The organism is Pseudomonas sp. NMS19W (assembly GCF_051554255.1).
Lineage (GTDB): Bacteria > Pseudomonadota > Gammaproteobacteria > Pseudomonadales > Pseudomonadaceae > Aquipseudomonas > Aquipseudomonas kribbensis.
This window is the reverse complement of record NZ_CP136718.1, coordinates 3,820,463-3,840,623: the sequence shown is the minus strand read 5'-3', so window position 1 is coordinate 3,840,623 and position 20,161 is coordinate 3,820,463. Positions and strand designations below refer to the sequence as shown.

Below are 20,161 nucleotides of genomic sequence, written 5' to 3'. Positions count from 1 at the left end.
CACCGTCACGAAAGGTTCGGATTGTTACCTTGATCCCGTCAGTTACTTAAATGAGGAATCAAACATGAAACCTGTACAGATCGGTGCGTTTTTGTTGGCGTTGGCGGTGTCTTCCCTGGCGATGGCCGAAGGTGGGGGCGACCGCACTTTCGACCGGATGATGACCAACAATGACCGCTCCATGGAGTTGTTCGTTGCCAAGGAAAAGGCCCGGGATCCCGTTGTCGTCAATGACAAAAAAGGCGACAGCACACAGGACCTTTGAGCCCGCGGCACTGAGACAAGCCCGCTGTCGCATGCCGGTGTCGGGCTTTTTTTATGGAGGAGAAAACATGAAGTTGATCAAGTGGATGGCCTTCGCCGGCGTCATGACGATGTCCTTGAATGTGCTGGCCGAGGGGGCGGTGATCGAACCTTCGAGCGCGCGTTCAGCGCTAACGCAAAGGCCATGGAGCAATACGCGGCCGAACGAGGCAAAGCAGCTCCGGTGGTGAAGGACTACGAATACGGGATGAAGCTGGACGTGGTGAAAATAGTCAGCGTGGTGAAACCGCAGCCGGCCTGCAACGTCGTGCCCACCGCGATGACCTATGAAGACTCGAACGGGCAGCTCAATACGCTCAAATACAGCGTGGCAGGTGTTTGCCGAAACAGTGGCGGCTGATGCTGCGCACCGCCATGGTGTGCAGCCTGTCATCACGGCTGTGCGCGGAAGACTTTCGGGTCTGCCGCGCTTCGCCGTTTCCGGGCTATTTGACCGGCAATGGTTGTGTGTTCGTGCCGGCTGCTTCGGGGAGCGCTTCATGGCTGAGTTTGCGGCGGGCAATTTCGGCTCCACGCTGGCGCAGCGGCGTTTCGACCAGGCGGTAATTGAGCTCGCTCAGCACCACCAGCAGCCCCACCGACGTCAGCAACAGCTCAAGGGTAAAACGCCCGTCGAGGGGCACGCCCTGACTGGCGGCTACACGGGTCCAGATTTCGGTACTCAAGTGATTGGTGAAAACATGGATCACGTAAAGTCCATAGGACCGTGAGCCGAGCCACTGCATGAGACCGCGCATGAAAACCGGGCAGTAGATGTAGCCTTTCTGGTAACTCGCCAGCCAGACAATCAGCACCGCAACGATCGCAACGATACCGACTGCAATCGGCATGGCAATCAGCTGAATCGCGACGGAACCCAGCATGTAGAGCAGGAACAGTGTGCACAGCAGCGGTTTGAGCGTTCCCTGACCCAGCCCGACAGGTTCTATCTGTCGATAGAGGCGGGTTCGGGTAAACAGGCACAGGAGAATTCCCCAGAGCATTGCATCCAGACGAAAGTGCGTGAGTATGCTTCCGGGGTCGGGATAGGGGTTGCGATCGATACCGAACTGCAGGGCAATGAGCGCGAACAGGGCAATGATTCGCCAGCGGGGGACGTGACAAACAGCAGAAACAACGGGAATACGAAGTAGAACTGCTCTTCAAGCGCCAGGCTCCAGTATTGCGGGCTGGGGCCCAGCAGCGAGTTGAAATGCATCCCCAGATTACCGCTGAAGGTCGCGACGGCGGTGAAGCTGCGCAGATTGTCATACCACGAGCCAAAGGCGTTCGACTGGTTGTAAACGATGGAAAACAACAGCGGCACGAGTATCCAGAGCCAGGCTGTGGGCAACAGGCGGTAGGCACGGCGCAACCAGAAACACACCGTTGCCAGACCAGACTGACCTTGCGCGCGATGGTTGTCGAAATAATCCAGATAGGCCTTGCTGACGACGAAGCCGGAAATGCAGAAAAACAGATCGACCCCGGTCCAGGGCATGAAGATCGAGAAGATTCTCAGCAGGGTATCGGTATGGAACGGCAGCATCATGGTGACGTGACACAGGAAGGTCATGACAACCGCGGCCCCTCTCAAGTATTCGATTTCCAGGTTTTTACGGTTACTCATCAATCCCTCGTTATTCTTGTTTTTCAACGCAGGCGAAGATGGCAGTTCACTCTCTGTGCGGTCAAGAAAACGATCTTTTATCAAGGCAAAAAAAAGCGCCCCGAAGGACGCCAAAGGATTCACCTCTTACCAAAGGAGCAAGGAGCTTCTAAAGGTGAATGTGTGTTGCTCGTGAAACTCAGAGAATCGCCAGCGGGTATTCGACGATCACCCGTACTTCATCCAGATCCGACTCGAATGCCGTGGCGCGGGTGGTGGCCTGGCGCAGACGCAGCGACAGGTCTTTCATCGAACCGCTCTGCACCACGTATTTGACTTCGATGTCACGCTCCCAGCGCTTCTGGTCGGTCAGCGGATTGCCTTCGGCATCGCGGCGCATGTACACGGCGTTGGCGTTGGAGTAATCGGCGTCGGTGCCGCGGGCATAGCGGGTCATGAACGACAGGCCCGGCACGCCGTAAGTGCTCATGTCGAGGTCGTAGCGCACCATCCAAGAACGCTCTTTGGGCGAGTTGAAGTCGCTGTACTGGATCGAGTTGTCGAGGAAGATCGAATCGGACTGGCGCAGGTAATCGAAGTCGTCGTTGCCGTTGTTGCGCTGGTGGGAGAGGGCAACGGAATGCGCGCCGAGTTTCACGCCGACCCGGCCGCTCCAGATGTTGTTGTCGAATTTACCGAGCAGTTGTTTGCCTTCATCGACCGCCTTGTAATAGTTCAGGCCGCCGAACAGCGACAGGTCATCCGACAGCGGATACGTCCAGGCGCTGCCGGCGTAGTACTGGTTCCAGGCATCTTTCAGGCGACTGGAGTACAGGCTGAAACTGAGGTTTTTGTTCAGCGCATAATCGCCACCGCCATAAGCGATCCAGGGCGAGTTGACCGGGCCGGCATAGAAGGTCGCGAAGTTTTCGCGCATGTCGCTGGACACCGGCTGGCTCATCGCATGCAACCGGCCACCTTGGATCGACAGCCCCTCGATGCTGGTGTTGGTCGCCGTCACACCGCGAAAGCTTTCCGGCAGCAACCGTGAATCACCCGCTGCAACCACCGGGTTGGCCGGGAACACATCGCCGATTTTCACCACCGTATCGAAGGCCCGCACTTTGGCCGCACCACCGACCTTGGTGTATTCGTCCCGTGCTTTGCCTTCGCTGTCGACCGGCAAAACATCGAACGAACTGCGGCCACCGTTGCGGCCGTCACCGGTGTCGAGTTTCAGACCGATCATGGCAAACGCATCGACACCGACCCCAACGGTGCCTTGGGTGAAACCGGATTCGAACTTGCTGATGACCGCATGGACCCAGGCCTCGGAATAACCATTGCCCGTGGGGCTGGACTGGCCGTTGCGGTGATCACGATTGAAATAGAAGTTACGGTTGAGCACCGTCAGACTGCTGCCTTCGATAAACCCTTCGGGTTTGTCTTCTGCAAACACCGTGGACGGCCCGGCACCGACGACCACTGCTAAAGCGGCCATCGATATTTTTGTGTTGTTAACCATCAATCACTCCTGAGTTCGGCAGAACGGGAACGTGCTTCGGCGTGGGTTTTATTGTTCGACGGGCAAGGGCCCGCCGGGAGAGTCGCCGGGTGACATCGTTGCAGGCTGCGGATAACGGGGAGGTGATTGGGGGATTACAATTTCGTTAGATCCCGGAAGTCAGGTCAGAGCCGCAAGGTGGTCGATCGTTTGTGGAAAACGCTCGACCAGTCGAATGAGTGTCGTCGCTTGGGCATTTGGCGTTGCTCGACCTTGTTCCCAGTTTTCGAGGGTTCGAGTGTTGGTTCGCAGGTACATGGCGAAAACTGACCGGGAGAGGTTGAGTTGCTGGCGGATCGCAACCAATTCCTCGGCCGTGATCGGCAATAGTTTTGGTAACTGGACTTTGTGGGTGCGAAGGGTGACCTTGCCCTGGCGCTCGTCGGCCAGAGCCTCAAGGCCCTCCATCAGTTCGGAAAAAATGTCACGTTTCATATTTGGGTTCTCGTGTTGATTTCTTTATCCAGCGCCTGTTTGAAGACTCTTTTCTGGGAAGGCAACAGATCGTCTTGCTCGTTTTTGCTGTACACGGTGAACAGCCAGAATTGGTCGAAACCGGACCACCAGTAATAAATCACTCGTAATCCGCTGCGCTTGCCTTTACCGCGTCGTTGGTCGCTGAAGCGGATTTTGCGCAGCCCGCCCGTGCCTTCGATGAGATCGCCCGCTTCGGGATTTTTCAGCAACTCCAACTGAAAGCTGCGGAACAGATCATCATCCAGGTAATCGTCCCGGTGTTTCTGGAACGCGGGTAATTCGATAAAAAGAGCATCCATGTTCTGTACGCTACCTACGTATAGTTTTGTCCCGATGATCGAATTGGTCAAGGCCTCCAGGCCATCCTTTTCGCCCCCTTTTCAACGGTAGTCATCAATCGTAAAAACACCTGTAGGACGAATCGGCCAGTATGGCGGGAGCATTCGACTGAATAGGGAGGAACCTTGCAATTGACGTGACTGAACAATCCGCAGCACTATCCAGCCATGACTGCCCAACACCGAATGACCATGATGTGCTCCGCTATGACCGCTTCCGGCGGGCCATAGGGTCATGCATGTCTGGTCAATGACGTGTTACCCAAAGCCCCGCCAGAAATGGACGGGGCTTTTTCATTGCCTGTCCGCACATGGCTCATGGAGAGAGAAATGTTCGAAATCAAAAGAGCCAACCCGGTGGATGCCTGGATAGCGTTCGAGATCCGGCGACTGGCGATCCGTCACCAATGCATCGGTGCCTACAGCGAACAGCAGATGCTCGACTGGACAAACGGCTCGGCGCAGGACGGTTACGACACGCTCATGCAAAAGCATTTCTATCTGGGTTACGTTGAGGGTGAGCCGGTGGCAACCGGCATGCTCGATCTGGAGCATCGTGAAGTCGGCGCCATCTTCATCCACCCGGATTTCATGCGGCGCGGTCTGGGTAAACGGATGCTGAGCTTTCTTGAGGCGCTGGCACGGGATCTGGGAGTGGCAGAGGTTTGCCTGGATGCGACTTTGAATGCCGCCGATTTCTACAGGCGCTGCGGTTACGTCGGGGAGGGGAGTGCGGTTTATCAATCGCCTTCAGGTCTTCAACTGGCCTGCGTTCCGATGGTGAAGAAACTGTGATGGCATAAACGCAAAAACGGCACCCGAAGGTGCCGTTCCTGTTTGCAGCCATTCCAGCAGAGCAATCAGCCCGCCAGGCCCGCCTGCTGAACCAGGGTCAGCAATGGTTGCGGGTAGACGCCGAGGAAGAACGCGACCACGGCGATGGCCAGCAGCATTACGCCGCCTGCCTTTTGTTCCCAATGCAGCTGGGCGTCGTGGCGGCGCAGGTTCGGCTCGATCAGGTACAGGGTGACCATCACGCGCAGGTAGTAGAACACGCCGATGGCGCTGCCCAGTACCAGCGAACCGACCAGCCACCATTGGTGCGACTCGACACCAGTGGCGATGATGTAGAACTTGCCGATGAAGCCTGCAGTCAGCGGGATACCGGCCAGGGACAGCATCATCACGGTCAGTACGGCGGTCAGGTACGGACGGCGCCAGAACAGGCCGCGGTACTCGTACAGCGCGTCTGCGTCACGGCCGTTGTACGGCGAGGACATCAGGGTGATCACGCCGAAGGCACCGAGGCTGGTGATCACGTAGGTGACCAGGTACACGCCGATGGCTTCCACTGCCAGACCCTTGCTCGCCACCAGTGCGATCAGCAGGTAGCCGAAGTGCGCGATGGACGAGTAACCGAGCAGACGCTTGAGGTTGCTCTGGGTCAGGGCCAGCAGGTTACCGAACAGGATCGAGGCGATGGCGATGATGGTCAGCACGTTGCTCAGCACGCCACTGCTTGCGGCAGGGGAGATCTGGAACAGACGAACCATTACCGCGAACACAGCCACTTTCGACGCGGTGGCGAGGAACGCGGCCACCGGTGCCGGAGCACCTTCGTACACGTCCGGCGTCCACAGGTGGAACGGTACCAGCGACAGTTTGAACGCCAGACCGATCAGCATCATGCCCAGGCCCAGTTGCGCCAGCGAGCTCGGCAGATTGGTGGTGGCCAGTGCCTGACCGATACCTACGAAGCTCAGGGAACCCGAGTCTGCGTACAGCAGCGCCATACCGAACAGCAGGAACGCGGAACCGGCGGCCGACAGCACCATGTACTTGATGCCGGCTTCCAGCGAACGCTTGTTGAAGAAGGCGTAGGCCACCAGACCGTAGACCGGTACCGACAGCAGTTCCAGACCGATGAACAACCCGGCCAGGTGCTGCGCGCTGACCAGAACCAGGCCACCGGCGGCGGCCATCAGGATCAGCAGGTACAGTTCTTCACGGTTGCCCGGGTAACCCGAACCGCCATCGCCGAGGTAGGCGTGGGCGAGGGTGACGCAGGCGAGGGTGGCGACCAGGATCAGCGCCATGTAAAGGCAGGCAAAGGTGTCGATCTGCAGCAATGGCGTCACGGCCAGAGGCGCGACTTTCAGGGCTGGCAGGATCGACAGCAAGGCCAGGTTCAGACCCGCCACCGAAATCAGGAAGGTCTGCGAGTGGTTGCGGCGCCAGGCGATTGCCAGCATCACCACGATAATGGTGAGGCTGGTGATCAACAGTGGCGCTAGCGCAATAAAGTGTTGAATCGTGAATTCCATAGCGCTCTTACCGGGCCGAAGCGAGTTGAGTGAAGGCGGTGCCGAGCCACTGCTGCACGCCATGCATCGTGGCGGCAGAAGTGTCGAGGAACGGTTGCGGGTAGACGCCGAGGTAGATCAGCAGTACCGCAAGGCCCAGCACCATGATCAGTTCGCGACCGTCCATGCCGTGCAGGATCGAATCCGATTTGGACGGACCGAAGTAGGCACGGTGGATCATGATCAGCGAGTAGACCGAACCGAACACCAGACCGGAGGTGGCAATCGCGGTGATCCATGGAGCACTGGCGAACGTACCGATCAGGATCAGGAACTCGCCGACGAAGTTACCGGTACCCGGCAGACCCAGCGAGGCGGCTGCGAAGAACAGGCTGATCGCCGGCAGGTAAGCGATACGCGACCACAGACCGCCCATCTCACGCATGTCACGAGTGTGCAGACGCTCGTACAGCTGACCGCTCAGGATAAACAGTGCCGCCGCCGACAGACCGTGGGCCAGCATCTGGATCACGGCACCTTGCAGCGCCAGTTGGCTGCCGGAGTAGATGCCGATCAGTACGAAGCCCATGTGGGAAACGGACGAGAAGGCGATCAGACGCTTGATGTCGGTTTGCGCGAACGCCAGGAACGCACCGTAGAAGATCCCGATCAGACCGAGGGTCATGGCGATCGGCGCGAACTCGGCCGAGGCGTTCGGGAACAGCGGCAGGGCGAAACGCAGCAGACCGTAGGCCGCGGTTTTCAGCAAGATACCGGCGAGGTCGACGGAACCTGCAGTCGGCGCCTGGGCGTGAGCGTCAGGCAGCCAGGAGTGGAACGGAACCACCGGCAGCTTGACCGCGAAGGCGATGAAGAAGCCGAGCATCAGAATGTACTCGGTGGTCATCGACATCTTGGTCTTCAACAGGTCGGCGTAGTTGAAGGTGATCACGCCGGTGCTGTTGTAGTTGACCAGGACCAGACCGAGGATCGCCACCAGCATGATCAGGCCGGAAGCCTGAGTGAAGATGAAGAACTTGGTCGCCGCGTAGATACGGGTTTTCTTGCCGTCCGAAGAACTGTGACCCCAGAGCGCGATGAGGAAGTACATCGGCACCAGCATCATTTCCCAGAAGAAGAAGAACATGAACAGGTCGAGGGCGAGGAACACGCCGACAACGCCGCCCAGGATCCACATCAGGTTCAGGTGGAAGAAGCCAACGTGACGCTGGATCTCTTTCCACGAGCAGAGTACCGACAGGATACCCAGCAGACCGGTCAGCAGGATCATCAGCAGCGACAGGCCGTCGAGGGCCAGGTGCACGTTGATGCCGAAGCGCTGGATCCAGACATGCTTGAACTCAAGCGCCCAGGTCGGATCGGCGCCAGGCGCCGGAGCAAATGAATAGTCACCGTGGGCCCACAGCCAGAGGCCGAGGGCGAGTTCCAGGGTCATGGTCAACAGCGCAATCCAGCGGGGGAGGGTAGCGCCGAAGCGCTCACCCATCCAGCACAGCAGGCCGCCGATGAAGGGGATCAGGATTAGCCAAGGCAGAATCATGACGGGCTCGTTTCCTTTCGCAAATTCGCAAGGTTCATATCAGACCGCTACCAGCACGACAGCGCCGATTACCAGTACGGCACCAGCAGCCATCGAAGCAGCGTACCAACGCAGTTGACCGGTTTCGGTACGGCTCAGGGCAGTGTGACCACCCTTGGCCATGCGCGGGATCAGACCGATGGTCTGGTCGAGCGGGTCTTTGCGCAGCATGTGGCTGATCGCAAGGTACGGCTTGACGAACAGTTTGTCGTAGATCCAGTCGAAGCCCCAGGCAGCGAACCACCAGGCCGAAAGGAGACGGCCGATGCTGCTGTTGGCGATCGCGGTCACGAAGCGACGCTTGCCGAGGAACAGCAGGGCCGCCAGCAGGATACCGGCCAGGGCGATGGCGCCCGAGGCGATTTCCAGACTGTGCTTGGCTTCGCCACCGGCATGGCCAACGCTTTCCGGCAGTACGCCGTGCAGCGGTGGAACGATCATGGCGCCGACGAAAGTCGACAGCACGATCAGCACCGACAGCGGCAGCCAGTGAGCGATGCCGTGACCGGCGTGAGCTTCGGTCTTGGCTTCACCGTGGAACGCGATGAAGATCAGGCGGAAGGTGTACAGCGAGGTCATGAACGCACCGACCAGACCGGCGTACAACAGACCGTTGTGGCCGCTGGCGAACGCTTCCCAGAGGATTTCGTCCTTGGAGTAGAAGCCTGCGGTCACCAGCGGCAGGGCGGCCAGGGCGGCACCACCGACGATGAAGCTGGCGTAGGCCAGCGGCAGTTTCTTCCACAGACCGCCCATCTTGAAGATGTTCTGCTCGTGGTGGCAGGCAACGATCACCGCACCGGAAGCAAGGAACAGCAGGGCCTTGAAGAAGGCGTGGGTCATCAGGTGGAAGATCGCGCCTTCCCAGGCACCAACGCCCAGCGCCAGGAACATGTAGCCGATCTGGCTCATGGTCGAGTAGGCGAGGATACGTTTGATGTCGGTTTGAACCAGTGCGGCAAAACCTGCCAGAACCAGGGTTACACCGCCGACGATGCCGACAAGGTGCAGGATGTCCGGCGCCAGGGCGAACAGGCCGTGGGTACGGGCGATCAGGTAGACACCCGCAGTAACCATCGTTGCAGCGTGGATCAGTGCCGAAACCGGGGTAGGACCGGCCATCGCGTCCGCGAGCCAGGTCTGCAGCGGCAGTTGAGCCGATTTACCGACCGCACCACCCAGCAGCATCAGGGTTGCCAGCACGATCCAGAAATCGCCGACCTTGAAGTGCTCGGGCGCCTTCACCAGCAGTTCCTGGACGTTCAGCGTGCCCAGTTGCTGGAACAGGATGAACAGGCCGATGGCCATGAACACGTCGCCGATACGGGTGACGATGAAGGCTTTCAGTGCGGCGTTACCGTTGTTGCGGTTGCTGTAGTAGAAACCGATCAACAGGTACGAGCACAGGCCCACGCCTTCCCAACCGAAGTAGATGAACAGCAGGTTATCGCCCAGCACCAGGAACAGCATGCTGGCGATGAACAGGTTGGTATAGGCGAAGAAGCGCGAGTAACCGGCTTCACCGCGCATGTACCAGGAGGCGAACAGGTGGATCAGGAAACCCACACCGACCACCACACCGAGCATGGTCACGGACAGGCCGTCCAGGTACAGGGCGAAGTTAGGCTGGAAGCCTTCCACCGAGATCCACTTCCACAGCACATGCACGTACACGCCACCTTCCGGTGGAGCGACGTTGAACTGCCAGATCACGTAGGCGGCGACGATGGCAGACAGGCCGATGGAGCCGACACCGATCAGCGCCGACAGGTTTTCCGAGAGGCGGCCGCGCGAGAACGACAGCAACAGGAACCCGATCAGAGGGAATACGAAAGTCAGAAAGAGTAGGTTCATCCGCGCATCTCACTGGCAGCGTCGATATCGAGCGTGTGGAAGCGGCGATACAGTTGCAGCAGGATCGCCAGGCCAATACTGGCTTCGGCGGCTGCAAGGCTGATCACCAGGATGAACATGATCTGTCCATCCGGTTGCGCCCAGCGGGCGCCCGCAACGATGAAGGCCAGTGCAGAGGCGTTCATCATCACTTCCAGACTCATCAACACGAACAAAATGTTGCGGCGGACCATCAGGCCGACCAGACCAAGGCAGAACAGGATGCCGGCAACGGCCAGACCATGTTCGAGAGGGATAGCAGGCATGTCTTACTCCTTCGCCTCGTTACGGCCCAAATGGAACGCCGTGACGGCTGCAGCGAGCAGCAGCATCGAGGCGAGTTCGACCACCAGCAGGTACGGACCGAACAGGCTGATGCCCACGGCTTTCGCGTCCACGGTGGTTTGACCGATGGCCTGACCGCTCTGGTGAGCGAACAGCACATACAGCAGTTCGGCCAGCAGCAGGGCGGCGAGAATCACCGGTCCTGCCCAGATGCCGGGCTTGAGCCAGGTGCGTTCCTGCTGAACCGAGGCAGGCCCCAGGTTCAGCATCATCACCACGAACACGAACAGCACCATGATGGCGCCGGCGTAGGCAATCACTTCCAGCACGCCGGCGAACGGTGCGCCGAGGGCGAAGAAGGTCATGGCCACGGAGATCAGCGAAATGATCAGGTAGAGCAGGGCGTGCACAGGATTGGTGTTGGTGACCACACGCAGTGTGGACACAACAGCGATACCCGATGCGAAATAGAAAGCGAATTCCATCGTTCTTCCTTAAGGCAGCAAGCTCTTCACGTTGATCGGCTCGGCTTCGTTTTGTGCGGCGCCTTTCGGCTTGCCCGCAACGGCCATACCTGCAACACGATAGAAGTTGTAATCAGGGTTTTTGCCGGGGCCGGAGATCAAAAGATCTTCTTTCTCGTACACCAGGTCCTGACGTTTGAACTCGGCCATCTCGAAATCCGGGGTCAGCTGGATCGCGGTGGTCGGGCAGGCTTCCTCGCAGAGACCGCAGAAAATGCAGCGCGAGAAGTTGATACGGAAGAAGTCCGGGTACCAGCGACCGTCTTCGGTTTCAGCTTTCTGCAGCGAGATGCAACCCACCGGGCATGCCACGGCGCACAGGTTGCAGGCTACGCAGCGTTCTTCGCCATCGGGGTCGCGGGTCAGGACGATGCGGCCACGGTAGCGTGGCGGCAGGTAGACCGGCTCTTCCGGGTATTGCAGGGTGTCGCGCTTGCGAAAGCCATGACCGAAGATCATGACCAGGCTGCGCAACTGGGTACCGGTACCCTTAATGATGTCGCCAATATATTTGAACATGGGTCAAATCCTCACTGAACCGCAACTGCAGGCGTGTTCCACAACACGATTGCAGCGGTCACCAGCAAATTGATCAGGGTCAGTGGCAGGCAGAATTTCCAGCTGAAGTCCATCACCTGGTCATAACGCGGACGCGGGATCGAAGCGCGCAGCAGGATGAACAGCATGATGAAGAACGCGGTCTTCAGTGCGAACCAGACGAAGGACAGTTGCGGCAGGATGCCGAACGGACCGTGCCAGCCACCGAAGAACAGGGTGACCAGCAGCGCCGAGATCAGGATGATGCCGATGTATTCACCGACGAAGAACATGCCCCATTTCATACCGGCGTATTCAATGTGGTAACCGTCGGCCAGTTCCTGTTCCGCTTCCGGCTGGTCGAACGGGTGACGGTGAGTCACGGCCACGCCAGCGATGAAGAAGGTACAGAAGCCGAAGAACTGCGGAATGATGAACCACAGGTTCTGCGCCTGGTACTCGACGATGTCGCGCATGTTGAACGAGCCGACCTGCACCACGATGCCCATCAGGGCCAGGCCCATGAACACTTCGTAGGACACGGTCTGCGCCGAGGCACGCAAGCTGCCCAGCAGGGCGAACTTGTTGTTGCTCGACCAGCCGGCGAACAGCACCGCGTAGACCGACAGACCGGCCATGGCGAAGAAGAACAGCAGGCCGATGTTCAGATCCGCCACGCCCCAGGTCGGGGTGATCGGGATGATCGCGAACGCGATCAGCAGGGCGGACATGGCCACCACCGGTGCCAGGGTGAAGATCACCTTGTCGGCAAACGGCGGGGTCCAGTCTTCCTTGAAGAACATCTTCAGCATGTCAGCAGCGATCTGGAACATGCCGAACGGGCCGACGCGGTTCGGACCGTAACGGTCCTGCCACCAGCCCAGCAGGCGACGTTCGACAAAGCTGAGCAACGCGCCTGCGACCACAACGGCCAGCAGGATCACGATGGCTTTGATGACCGTCAGGATCACATCGATCACTTCAGGGGTGAACCAGGTCATTGCGCTGCCTCCTGCAGACCATCAACGGATACGCCGGCGAATGCCGGTGGAATGCCGGCGATGCCCGCAGGCAATGCCACCAGACCTGCGCCCAGCTCTTCATTGATGCGCAGCGGCAGACGCAGGGTCTGGCCGGCAACGTTGAGGCTCAGCAGTGCGCCGTCGTTGACGCCCAGACGGTCGGCTTCGGACTTGGCCAGAGCGACGTAGGCCGCCGGGATGCGTTCCTGAACCGGAGCGGCTTTCGAAGAGTTCTCTTCGCTGCCGAACAGGTGGAAGAACGGCACGGCTTGCCAGGTGCCCGGCGCCGGGTTGAATGCGCGTGGCGCGGCGGCGAACCAGTTCAGCGAATCACCGGTGCTTTCGATCAGGCGGGTGCCCGGATCGCCAGCGCGCAGATGACCGCCGACTTCGTCCTCGAACTTGTTCCAGGCTTGCGGCGAGTTCCAGCCCGGCGACCAGGCGAACGGCACTTGCTGACGCGGTTCGGCGGAGCCCGAGTAACCTTCCATCGAGAAGGCGAACGCGGTGTCCTTGTCTTGCGGGGTGCGCGGTTCGTGAACGCTGATGTTGGCGCGCATTGCAGTGCGGCCGGAGTAGCGCAGCGGTTCACGGGCCAGTTTCATGCCCTTGATACGGAACGCGGCGGACGGTGCAGCGTCGACGATGCCGGCCAGTTGCGCGGTGCTCGAGGCTACGGCGGAGGTGACGTGGTCGAGTTGCGTCCAGTCGATCGGCTGGTTCAGCAGGGTGGCGCGCAGGGCGTGCAGCCAGCGCCAGCCTTCGTGGACCAGAATGCTCGCGTCCATGTATTGCGGGTCGAAAACCTGGAAGAAGCGTTGGGCGCGACCTTCCTGGCTGACCAGCGTACCGTCGCCTTCAGCGAAGCTGGCGGCTGGCAGAACCAGGTGCGCGCGGTCGCTGGTGGCCGTCTTCTGATGGTCGGCAACGATCACCACTTTCGCAGCGTTCAGTGCCGCATCGACCTTGGCTTTCGAGGTGCGGGTGTACAGATCGTTTTCCAGCACGACGATGGCGTCGGCCTTGCCGTCGATGACCGCTTGCAGCGCGGCATCAACCGATTCGCCACCGAGCATGGCCAGGCCGAGGCTGTTGGCTTCCGGCACGATCAGGCTGATCGAACCGTTCTTCTCGCGCAGCTTCAGGGCCTTGGCGATGTTCGCAGCCGCTTCGATCAGGGCTTTGGAGCCCAGCGAAGTACCGGCGATGATCAGCGGGCGCTTGGCGGCGAGCAGTGCATCGGCGATGCGCTTGGCCAGTTCCAGGGCTTCGGCGTCCAGACCTTCGACGGCAGGGGCGCTGGCGTCCAGGGCGTGAGCCACGGCGAAACCGATGCGCGCCAGATCGTCAGGAGCGGCGTGTACACACTCTTCGGCGATGTCGTCGAGCTTGGTTTCAGCCAGGCTGGCGATGAACAGCGGGTTCAGCTCGTGCTGACCGATGTTCTTCACGGCGGCGTCGAGCCAAGGCTGGACGCGCATGGCTTCGGCCATGTCTTCGGCCTTGCCTTTTACCGACTGACGCAGGGCCAGGGCCATGCGGGCGGCGGTCTGGGTCAGGTCTTCACCGAGGACGAACACGGCGTCGTGGTCTTCGATGTCGCGCATGTTCGGCACTGGCAGCGGGCTGTCTTTCAGCACTTGCAGGACCAGACGGATGCGTTCCAGTTCGGAGGCTTCGATACCGGAGTAGAAGTGCTCGGCGCCTACCAGTTCACGCAACGCGTAGTTGCTTTCGAGGCTGGCACGCGGCGAACCGATACCGACGATATTGCGACCGCGCAGCAGGTCGGCGGCCTTGTCCAGCGCGTCGTCCAGGCTCAGCTTGGTGCCGTCGGCCAGCAATGGCTGACGTGGACGGTCGGTGCGGTTGACGTAGCCATAACCGAAACGGCCACGGTCGCACAGGAAGTACTGGTTCACCGAACCGTTGTAACGGTTTTCGATGCGACGCAGCTCGCCGTAACGCTCACCCGGGGAGATGTTGCAACCGCTGGAGCAGCCATGGCAGATGCTCGGCGAGAACTGCATGTCCCATTTACGGTTGTAGCGCTCGGAGTGAGTCTTGTCGGTGAACACACCGGTCGGGCAGACCTCGGTGAGGTTGCCGGAGAACTCGCTTTCGAGGGTGCCGTCTTCAACGCGACCGAAGTACACGTTGTCGTGGGCGCCGTACACACCGAGGTCGGTGCCGCCGGCGTAGTCCTTGTAGAAACGCACGCAGCGGTAGCAAGCGATGCAGCGGTTCATTTCGTGGGAAATGAACGGGCCCAGTTGCTGATTCTGGTGGGTGCGTTTGGTGAAGCGATAACGGCGCTCGTTGTGGCCGGTCATCACAGTCATGTCTTGCAGGTGGCAGTGACCGCCTTCCTCGCAGACCGGGCAGTCGTGCGGGTGGTTGGTCATCAGCCATTCGACGACACTGGCGCGGAACGCCTTGGATTCTTCATCGTCGATGGAGATCCAGGTGTTGTCGGTGGCCGGGGTCATGCAGGACATGACGATGCGACCACGGGTGTCGTTCTCGTCGGTGTACTGCTTGACCGCGCACTGGCGGCAGGCCCCGACGCTACCTAGCGCGGGGTGCCAGCAGAAATAAGGGATGTCGAGGCCCAGCGACAGACATGCCTGTAACAGGTTGTCTGCCCCGTCGACTTCGAGCGCTTTGCCGTCTACGTGGATAGTGGCCATGGTTCAAAGGTCTTCGTTGGCCCGGTGTCAGCGGGCGTGGCTAATGGAATCTTGTTATCCGTCCGAATCCAGTCAGCCCCGAAAGGCGTCATCGGACGAAAGGCGAAGGGCACGGACCCTTCGCCTTTTTTTAAGCGTTTACGCGCCGACTACAATCGGCTTCGCCAGAGGCGGGACGGCGGCGCTTGCAGGCGCGATACCGGCTTCGAACTCTGGACGGAAGTATTTGATGGCACTGCCCAACGGCTCCACGGCACCCGGTGCGTGAGCACAGAAGGTCTTGCCCGGGCCGAGGAAGTTGACCAGACCCAGCAGGGTCTCGATGTCACCTGGCTGGCCGCGGCCTTGTTCGATGGCCATCAGCAGCTTGACGCTCCATGGCAGGCCATCACGGCAAGGGGTGCAGAAACCGCAGGATTCGCGAGCGAAGAACTGCTCCATGTTGCGCAGCAGGGACACCATGTTGACGCTGTCGTCCACCGCCATGGCCAGGCCGGTACCCATACGGGTGCCCACTTTGGCGATGCCGCCGGCGTACATTTGTGCGTCGAGGTGTTCCGGCAACAGGAAACCGGTACCGGCGCCGCCTGGCTGCCAGGCCTTGAGCTTGTAACCGTCGCGCATGCCGCCGGCGTAGTCTTCGAACAGCTCGCGACCGGTCACGCCGAATGGCAGTTCCCACAGGCCCGGGTTCTTGACCTTGCCGGAGAAGCCCATGAGCTTGGTGCCCATGTCTTCGCTGCCGTCGCGAGCCAACGATTTGTACCAGTCCACGCCGTCGGCGATGATCGCCGGCACGTTGCACAGGGTTTCAACGTTATTCACGCAGGTCGGCTTGCCCCACACGCCAACGGCGGCAGGGAAGGGCGGCTTGGAGCGCGGGTTGGCGCGGCGGCCTTCGAGGGAGTTGATCAGTGCGGTTTCTTCACCGCAGATGTAACGCCCGGCGCCGGTGTGGACGAACAGCTCGAAATCGAAGCCGCTGCCCAGGATGTTCTTGCCCAGCAGGCCCGCTGCCTTGGCTTCTTCCACGGCACGGTTCAGGTGCTTGGCGGCGGTGGTGTACTCGCCACGCAGGAAGATGTAGCCACGGTAGGTTTTCAGCGCGCGGGCGCTGATCAGCATGCCTTCGATCAACAGATGGGGCAGTTGCTCCATCAGCATGCGGTCTTTCCAGGTGTTCGGCTCCATTTCATCCGCGTTGCACAGCAGGTAGCGGATGTTGATGGATTCGTCTTTTGGCATCAGGCCCCACTTCACGCCAGTGGGGAAGCCTGCACCGCCGCGACCTTTGAGGCCGGCGTCTTTCACGGTCTGGACGATGGCGTCCTGATCCATGTCGGCGAAGGCTTTGCGCGCAGCGGCGTAACCGTTCTTGGCCTGGTACTCGTCGAGCCACACGGCTTCGCCGTCGTCACGCAGGCGCCAGGTCAGCGGGTGAGTCTCGGCCGAACGCTGGATGCGGTTGGCCGGACCGAAAGAAGTCAGGGTCATACGTAGCCCTCGAGCAGTTTGGCGACGCCGGCAGGCTGGACATCGCCAAAGGTGTCGTCATCGATCATCAGCGCCGGTGCCTTGTCGCAGTTGCCGAGGCAGCAGACCGGCAGCAGGGTGAAACGACCGTCGGCGGTGGTCTGACCCAGGCCGATACCCAGGTTGTTCTGGATTTCGCTGACCACCGACTCGTGGCCGCCGATGTAGCAGACCATGCTGTCGCAGACGCGAATGATGTGACGGCCGACCGGCTGACGGAAGATCTGGCTGTAGAACGTGGCCACGCCTTCAACGTCGCTGGCCGGGATGCCGAGGATCTCGCCGATGGCGTACAGAGCGCCGTCCGGCACCCAGCCGCGTTCCTTCTGAACGATCTTCAGGGCTTCGATCGACGCCGCGCGCGGGTCTTCGTAGTGATGCAGCTCGTGCTCGATGGCCGAGCGCTCGGTTTCACTCAAGGTGAAACGGTCTGTCTGGATAAGCGTGCTGTTCATGCTTAGCGGTCCACGTCGGCCATAACGAAGTCGATACTACCCAGGTACGCAATCAGGTCCGCGACCATGCTGCCTTTGATCACCGAAGGGATCTGCTGCAGGTGGGCGAAGCTCGGAGTACGGATCCGGGTACGGTAGCTCATGGTGCCGCCGTCGCTCGTCAGGTAATAACTGTTGATGCCCTTGGTCGCTTCGATCATCTGGAAGGATTCGTTGGCCGGCATGACCGGGCCCCACGAAACCTGCAGGAAGTGCGTGATCAGGGTTTCGATGTGCTGCAGCGTGCGCTCTTTCGGTGGCGGCGTGGTCAGCGGGTGATCCGCCTTGTACGGGCCTTCCGGCATGTTGCGCAGACACTGGTCGATGATCCTGACGCTCTGGCGCATCTCTTCGACGCGAACCATGCAGCGGTCGTAGGCATCGCCGTTGGCGGCCAGCGGCACTTCGAACTCGAAGTTCTCGTAGCCGGAGTATGGGCGCGCTTTACGCAGGTCGAAGTCGCAACCGGTGGAACGCAGGCCGGCACCGGTGACGCCCCATTCCAGGGCCTCTTTGGTGTTGTACTGGGCAACGCCGATGGTACGACCCTTGAGGATGCTGTTCTGCAGGGCGGCCTTGGTGTATTCGTCGAGGCGCTTTGGCAGCCATTCAACGAAGTCTTTCACCAGTTTGTCCCAGCCGCGCGGCAGGTCGTGGGCGACGCCACCGATGCGGTACCAGGCCGGGTGCAGACGGAAACCGGTGATGGCTTCGATCACCGTGTACGCCTTCTGGCGGTCGGTGAAGGTGAAGAACACCGGGGTCATGGCGCCGACGTCCTGGATGTAGGTACCCAGGAACAGCAGGTGGCTGGTGATCCGGAAGAACTCGGCCATCATGATGCGGATGACGTCGACCTTCTCCGGCACCTTGATGCCGGCCAGCTTCTCGACCGAGAGCACGTACGGCAGGTTGTTCATCACGCCGCCGAGGTAGTCGATACGGTCGGTGTACGGAATGAAACTGTGCCAGGACTGACGCTCGGCCATCTTCTCGGCGCCACGGTGGTGGTAGCCGATGTCCGGAACGCAGTCGACGATCTCTTCACCGTCCAGTTGCAGGATGATACGGAACGCACCGTGAGCCGAAGGGTGGTTTGGACCGAGGTTGAGGAACATGTAGTCCTCGTTCGGGCCGGAACGCTTCATGCCCCAGTCTTCAGGGCGGAAGCGCGCGGCTTCTTCCTCGAGCTGTTGCTTGGCGAGGTTCAGGCTGAACGGATCGAATTCGGTGGCGCGCGCCGGGAAGTCCTTGCGCAGCGGGTGACCTTCCCAGGTCGGCGGCATCATGATGCGCGACAGGTGAGGGTGACCTTTGAAGTCGATGCCGTACATGTCCCAGACTTCGCGCTCGTACCAGTTGGCGTTCGGCCAGATGCTGGTGACGGTCGGCAAGCTGAGGTCGCTCTCGGACAAGGCGACCTTGATCATCACGTCACTATTACGTTCCAGCGACATGAGGTGATAGAACACGGTGAAGTCGGCGCCCGATGGCAGCCCTTGACGCTTGGTGCGCAGACGCTCGTCCACGCCGTGCAGGTCATAGAGCATGACGTACGGCTTGGGCAGGTTGCGCAGGAAAGTCAGGACTTCAACGAGTTTGGCGCGGGCCACCCACAGCACCGGCATGCCGGTGCGGGTCGGCTGAGCGGTGAACGCTTCGGCGCCAAAACGGTTGTTCAGTTCGACGACCACATCCTGGTCGTCTGCCTTGTAAGGCGGGATGTACAGAGCACTGCCTGTAGTCATGGTTATTTTTTCGCTTTCGGTCAACGTAAAGAATGAAGCCAGCTTCTCGTTTCTTTGAAACAGATCTGGATCAGACTTCGTCAGGGCTACGCAGATTGGTGACTGCGATTCGCTGTTCGCGGCGCTGTTCCTTCTGCGAAGGCATGTCGGCGCGATAAACGCCTTGATCGCCAACGACCCAGGAAAGTGGGCGACGCTCCTGGCCAATGGATTCCTGCAACAGCATCAAGCCTTGCAGAAATGCTTCTGGACGGGGCGGGCAGCCAGGTACGTAGACGTCCACGGGCAGGAACTTGTCCACCCCTTGAACCACGGAGTAGATGTCGTACATGCCACCGGAGTTGGCGCACGAACCCATGGAGATAACCCATTTCGGCTCGAGCATCTGCTCGTAGAGACGCTGAATGATCGGCGCCATCTTGATGAAGCAGGTCCCGGCGATAACCATGAAGTCGGCCTGACGCGGTGATGCCCGGATAACTTCGGCGCCGAAGCGCGCGATGTCGTGGGGCGCCGTGAAGGCGGTGGTCATTTCCACGTAGCAGCACGAAAGACCGAAGTTGTACGGCCACAGGGAGTTCTTACGTCCCCAGTTGACCGCGCCACTCAGCACGTCTTCCAGCTTGCCCATGAAAATGTTTTTGTGGACTTGATCTTCTAACGGATCGGAAACGGTTTCCCGCTGGCCGATCGGATACTGCTCGTTAGGAGCATCGGGGTCGATTCTGGTGAGATTGTATTGCATTGCCAAAGCCTCATTGTTTCAGCTTCGCCTGCCGCTTGCGACGAGCTTCCGGAGCCCAGTCAAGGGCGCCCACTCGGAACAGGTAGACAAGACCTGCCAACAGAATTGCTATGAAAACGAGAGCTTCGACGAATCCGGTCCAGCCGCTTTCGCGGACGGACACAGACCATGCAAAGAGAAAGAGGGCTTCGATATCGAAGATCACGAACAGCATCGCGACCAGATAGAATTTGGCTGAGAGTCGCAAGCGGGCGCCACCGGTAGGTAGCATGCCGGACTCGAACGGTTCGTTTTTGCTGCGGCCCCAGGCTTTTGACCCGAGGAGGCTGGAGACGCCGAGCATGAAGGCACACAGGCCGACTACACCCAGAAGGAAAATGGCAAAGCCCCAGTTGTGGGCCATGAGTCCTGTCGCTTCGGGCATGCTGGAAATCCTTAACAGAGAGCAAAGGTCTCTGAGCTTGATAAAGAAATAAGGCAGTGACGATATGTCGCA

At 60.0% G+C, this 20,161-nt stretch carries 20 protein-coding genes and 1 pseudogene; 3 read left to right on the top strand and 18 right to left on the bottom strand.

From position 1 onward, the window contains the following. Window positions 1–64 precede the first annotated feature (64 nt). Together R1A29_RS17510 and R1A29_RS17505 are read left to right on the top strand one after the other, a co-directional pair. Window positions 65–265 (top strand): co-regulatory protein PtrA N-terminal domain-containing protein, encoded by a 201-nt coding sequence (locus tag R1A29_RS17510; RefSeq protein WP_438299056.1) that lies wholly within the window; start codon window positions 65–67, stop codon window positions 263–265. 67 nt (window positions 266–332) lie between these two features. Next, window positions 333–664: pseudogene (locus R1A29_RS17505) on the top strand (DUF2790 domain-containing protein). A gap of 85 nt (window positions 665–749) precedes the next feature. On the opposite strand, the gene R1A29_RS17500 reads toward R1A29_RS17505, so the two are convergent. From R1A29_RS17500 to R1A29_RS17480, 5 genes are all read right to left on the bottom strand, one after another. Next, window positions 750–1,307, bottom strand: a complete 558-nt coding sequence (locus R1A29_RS17500; RefSeq protein WP_438299055.1) for a hypothetical protein — start codon at window positions 1,305–1,307, stop codon at window positions 750–752. Next, a complete protein-coding gene (locus tag R1A29_RS17495; protein WP_438299054.1) occupies window positions 1,250–1,933 on the bottom strand; it encodes an acyltransferase family protein in 684 nt (227 codons plus the stop codon). The genes R1A29_RS17500 and R1A29_RS17495 overlap by 58 nt, the downstream gene beginning before the upstream one ends. Before the next feature lie 178 nt (window positions 1,934–2,111). Further along, on the bottom strand, window positions 2,112–3,437 hold the full coding sequence (locus R1A29_RS17490) for an OprD family porin (protein WP_438299053.1): 1,326 nt from the start codon (window positions 3,435–3,437) through the stop codon (window positions 2,112–2,114). 159 nt (window positions 3,438–3,596) lie between these two features. Continuing rightward, the gene (locus R1A29_RS17485; protein ID WP_438299052.1) at window positions 3,597–3,911 is read right to left on the bottom strand and encodes a helix-turn-helix domain-containing protein; all 315 of its coding nucleotides are present in this window, start codon (window positions 3,909–3,911) and stop codon (window positions 3,597–3,599) included. Continuing rightward, window positions 3,908–4,252 carry a toxin gene (locus R1A29_RS17480; protein WP_438302061.1) on the bottom strand — a complete coding sequence of 115 codons (345 nt, stop codon included), beginning with the start codon at window positions 4,250–4,252 and terminating at the stop codon, window positions 3,908–3,910. Before R1A29_RS17480 ends, R1A29_RS17485 begins: the two co-directional genes overlap by 4 nt. A gap of 369 nt (window positions 4,253–4,621) precedes the next feature. Between R1A29_RS17480 and R1A29_RS17475 the strand changes: the two genes are divergently transcribed. Then, entirely contained in the window at window positions 4,622–5,086 is a 465-nt protein-coding gene (locus tag R1A29_RS17475) for a GNAT family N-acetyltransferase (protein WP_438299051.1), read from the top strand. Window positions 5,087–5,151: 65 nt separating this feature from the next. Here the strand turns inward: R1A29_RS17475 and nuoN are convergent, their stop codons facing one another. From nuoN to R1A29_RS17410, 13 genes are all read right to left on the bottom strand, one after another. Continuing rightward, entirely contained in the window at window positions 5,152–6,615 is a 1,464-nt protein-coding gene (gene nuoN / locus R1A29_RS17470) for an NADH-quinone oxidoreductase subunit NuoN (protein WP_085712396.1), read from the bottom strand. Window positions 6,616–6,622: 7 nt separating this feature from the next. Further along, complete coding sequence (nuoM, locus tag R1A29_RS17465) at window positions 6,623–8,155, bottom strand: NADH-quinone oxidoreductase subunit M (RefSeq protein WP_007951464.1); 1,533 nt, start codon at window positions 8,153–8,155, stop codon at window positions 6,623–6,625. A 39-nt stretch (window positions 8,156–8,194) separates the two neighbouring features. Then, a complete protein-coding gene (gene nuoL / locus R1A29_RS17460; protein ID WP_438299050.1) occupies window positions 8,195–10,048 on the bottom strand; it encodes an NADH-quinone oxidoreductase subunit L in 1,854 nt (617 codons plus the stop codon). Beyond that, the gene (gene nuoK, locus R1A29_RS17455; protein WP_003180046.1) at window positions 10,045–10,353 is read right to left on the bottom strand and encodes an NADH-quinone oxidoreductase subunit NuoK; all 309 of its coding nucleotides are present in this window, start codon (window positions 10,351–10,353) and stop codon (window positions 10,045–10,047) included. Before nuoK ends, nuoL begins: the two co-directional genes overlap by 4 nt. Before the next feature lie 3 nt (window positions 10,354–10,356). Next, on the bottom strand, window positions 10,357–10,857 hold the full coding sequence (nuoJ, locus tag R1A29_RS17450) for an NADH-quinone oxidoreductase subunit J (RefSeq protein WP_085690004.1): 501 nt from the start codon (window positions 10,855–10,857) through the stop codon (window positions 10,357–10,359). Between the two features lie 9 nt (window positions 10,858–10,866). After that, window positions 10,867–11,415, bottom strand: a complete 549-nt coding sequence (nuoI, locus tag R1A29_RS17445; protein WP_085712394.1) for an NADH-quinone oxidoreductase subunit NuoI — start codon at window positions 11,413–11,415, stop codon at window positions 10,867–10,869. A gap of 11 nt (window positions 11,416–11,426) precedes the next feature. After that, window positions 11,427–12,434, bottom strand: coding sequence for an NADH-quinone oxidoreductase subunit NuoH (gene nuoH / locus R1A29_RS17440; RefSeq protein WP_007951460.1), 1,008 nt, complete (start codon window positions 12,432–12,434; stop codon window positions 11,427–11,429). After that, on the bottom strand, window positions 12,431–15,145 hold the full coding sequence (gene nuoG, locus R1A29_RS17435; protein WP_438299049.1) for an NADH-quinone oxidoreductase subunit NuoG: 2,715 nt from the start codon (window positions 15,143–15,145) through the stop codon (window positions 12,431–12,433). The genes nuoH and nuoG overlap by 4 nt, the downstream gene beginning before the upstream one ends. A 138-nt stretch (window positions 15,146–15,283) precedes the next feature. After that, window positions 15,284–16,639 (bottom strand): NADH-quinone oxidoreductase subunit NuoF, encoded by a 1,356-nt coding sequence (gene nuoF, locus R1A29_RS17430; RefSeq protein ID WP_064380702.1) that lies wholly within the window; start codon window positions 16,637–16,639, stop codon window positions 15,284–15,286. Further along, entirely contained in the window at window positions 16,636–17,133 is a 498-nt protein-coding gene (nuoE, locus tag R1A29_RS17425; protein WP_003223804.1) for an NADH-quinone oxidoreductase subunit NuoE, read from the bottom strand. Before nuoE ends, nuoF begins: the two co-directional genes overlap by 4 nt. A gap of 2 nt (window positions 17,134–17,135) precedes the next feature. Next, window positions 17,136–18,920 (bottom strand): NADH-quinone oxidoreductase subunit C/D, encoded by a 1,785-nt coding sequence (nuoC, locus tag R1A29_RS17420; RefSeq protein WP_085712391.1) that lies wholly within the window; start codon window positions 18,918–18,920, stop codon window positions 17,136–17,138. A gap of 70 nt (window positions 18,921–18,990) precedes the next feature. Further along, entirely contained in the window at window positions 18,991–19,665 is a 675-nt protein-coding gene (locus R1A29_RS17415; RefSeq protein WP_007951456.1) for a NuoB/complex I 20 kDa subunit family protein, read from the bottom strand. A gap of 10 nt (window positions 19,666–19,675) precedes the next feature. After that, window positions 19,676–20,089, bottom strand: coding sequence for an NADH-quinone oxidoreductase subunit A (locus R1A29_RS17410; protein WP_003223812.1), 414 nt, complete (start codon window positions 20,087–20,089; stop codon window positions 19,676–19,678). Window positions 20,090–20,161: the final 72 nt, after the last annotated feature.

What these genes read in the sequence shown, in the direction of transcription:
- nuoK (WP_003180046.1), bottom strand. Translation starts at nt 10,353, where the DNA reads ATGCCTGCTATCCCTCTCGAACATGGTCTGGCCGTTGCCGGCATCCTG.
- nuoE (WP_003223804.1), bottom strand. Translation starts at nt 17,133, where the DNA reads ATGAACAGCACGCTTATCCAGACAGACCGTTTCACCTTGAGTGAAACC.
- R1A29_RS17485 (WP_438299052.1), bottom strand. Translation starts at nt 3,911, where the DNA reads ATGAAACGTGACATTTTTTCCGAACTGATGGAGGGCCTTGAGGCTCTG.
- nuoL (WP_438299050.1), bottom strand. Translation starts at nt 10,048, where the DNA reads ATGAACCTACTCTTTCTGACTTTCGTATTCCCTCTGATCGGGTTCCTG.
- R1A29_RS17480 (WP_438302061.1), bottom strand. Translation starts at nt 4,252, where the DNA reads ATGGATGCTCTTTTTATCGAATTACCCGCGTTCCAGAAACACCGGGAC.
- nuoI (WP_085712394.1), bottom strand. Translation starts at nt 11,415, where the DNA reads ATGTTCAAATATATTGGCGACATCATTAAGGGTACCGGTACCCAGTTG.
- nuoG (WP_438299049.1), bottom strand. Translation starts at nt 15,145, where the DNA reads ATGGCCACTATCCACGTAGACGGCAAAGCGCTCGAAGTCGACGGGGCA.
- R1A29_RS17490 (WP_438299053.1), bottom strand. Translation starts at nt 3,437, where the DNA reads ATGGTTAACAACACAAAAATATCGATGGCCGCTTTAGCAGTGGTCGTC.
- nuoN (WP_085712396.1), bottom strand. Translation starts at nt 6,615, where the DNA reads ATGGAATTCACGATTCAACACTTTATTGCGCTAGCGCCACTGTTGATC.
- nuoJ (WP_085690004.1), bottom strand. Translation starts at nt 10,857, where the DNA reads ATGGAATTCGCTTTCTATTTCGCATCGGGTATCGCTGTTGTGTCCACA.
- R1A29_RS17475 (WP_438299051.1), top strand. Translation starts at nt 4,622, where the DNA reads ATGTTCGAAATCAAAAGAGCCAACCCGGTGGATGCCTGGATAGCGTTC.
- nuoC (WP_085712391.1), bottom strand. Translation starts at nt 18,920, where the DNA reads ATGACTACAGGCAGTGCTCTGTACATCCCGCCTTACAAGGCAGACGAC.
- R1A29_RS17500 (WP_438299055.1), bottom strand. Translation starts at nt 1,307, where the DNA reads ATGCTCTGGGGAATTCTCCTGTGCCTGTTTACCCGAACCCGCCTCTAT.
- R1A29_RS17495 (WP_438299054.1), bottom strand. Translation starts at nt 1,933, where the DNA reads ATGAGTAACCGTAAAAACCTGGAAATCGAATACTTGAGAGGGGCCGCG.
- R1A29_RS17510 (WP_438299056.1), top strand. Translation starts at nt 65, where the DNA reads ATGAAACCTGTACAGATCGGTGCGTTTTTGTTGGCGTTGGCGGTGTCT.
- R1A29_RS17415 (WP_007951456.1), bottom strand. Translation starts at nt 19,665, where the DNA reads ATGCAATACAATCTCACCAGAATCGACCCCGATGCTCCTAACGAGCAG.
- nuoM (WP_007951464.1), bottom strand. Translation starts at nt 8,155, where the DNA reads ATGATTCTGCCTTGGCTAATCCTGATCCCCTTCATCGGCGGCCTGCTG.
- nuoH (WP_007951460.1), bottom strand. Translation starts at nt 12,434, where the DNA reads ATGACCTGGTTCACCCCTGAAGTGATCGATGTGATCCTGACGGTCATC.
- R1A29_RS17410 (WP_003223812.1), bottom strand. Translation starts at nt 20,089, where the DNA reads ATGCCCGAAGCGACAGGACTCATGGCCCACAACTGGGGCTTTGCCATT.
- nuoF (WP_064380702.1), bottom strand. Translation starts at nt 16,639, where the DNA reads ATGACCCTGACTTCTTTCGGTCCGGCCAACCGCATCCAGCGTTCGGCC.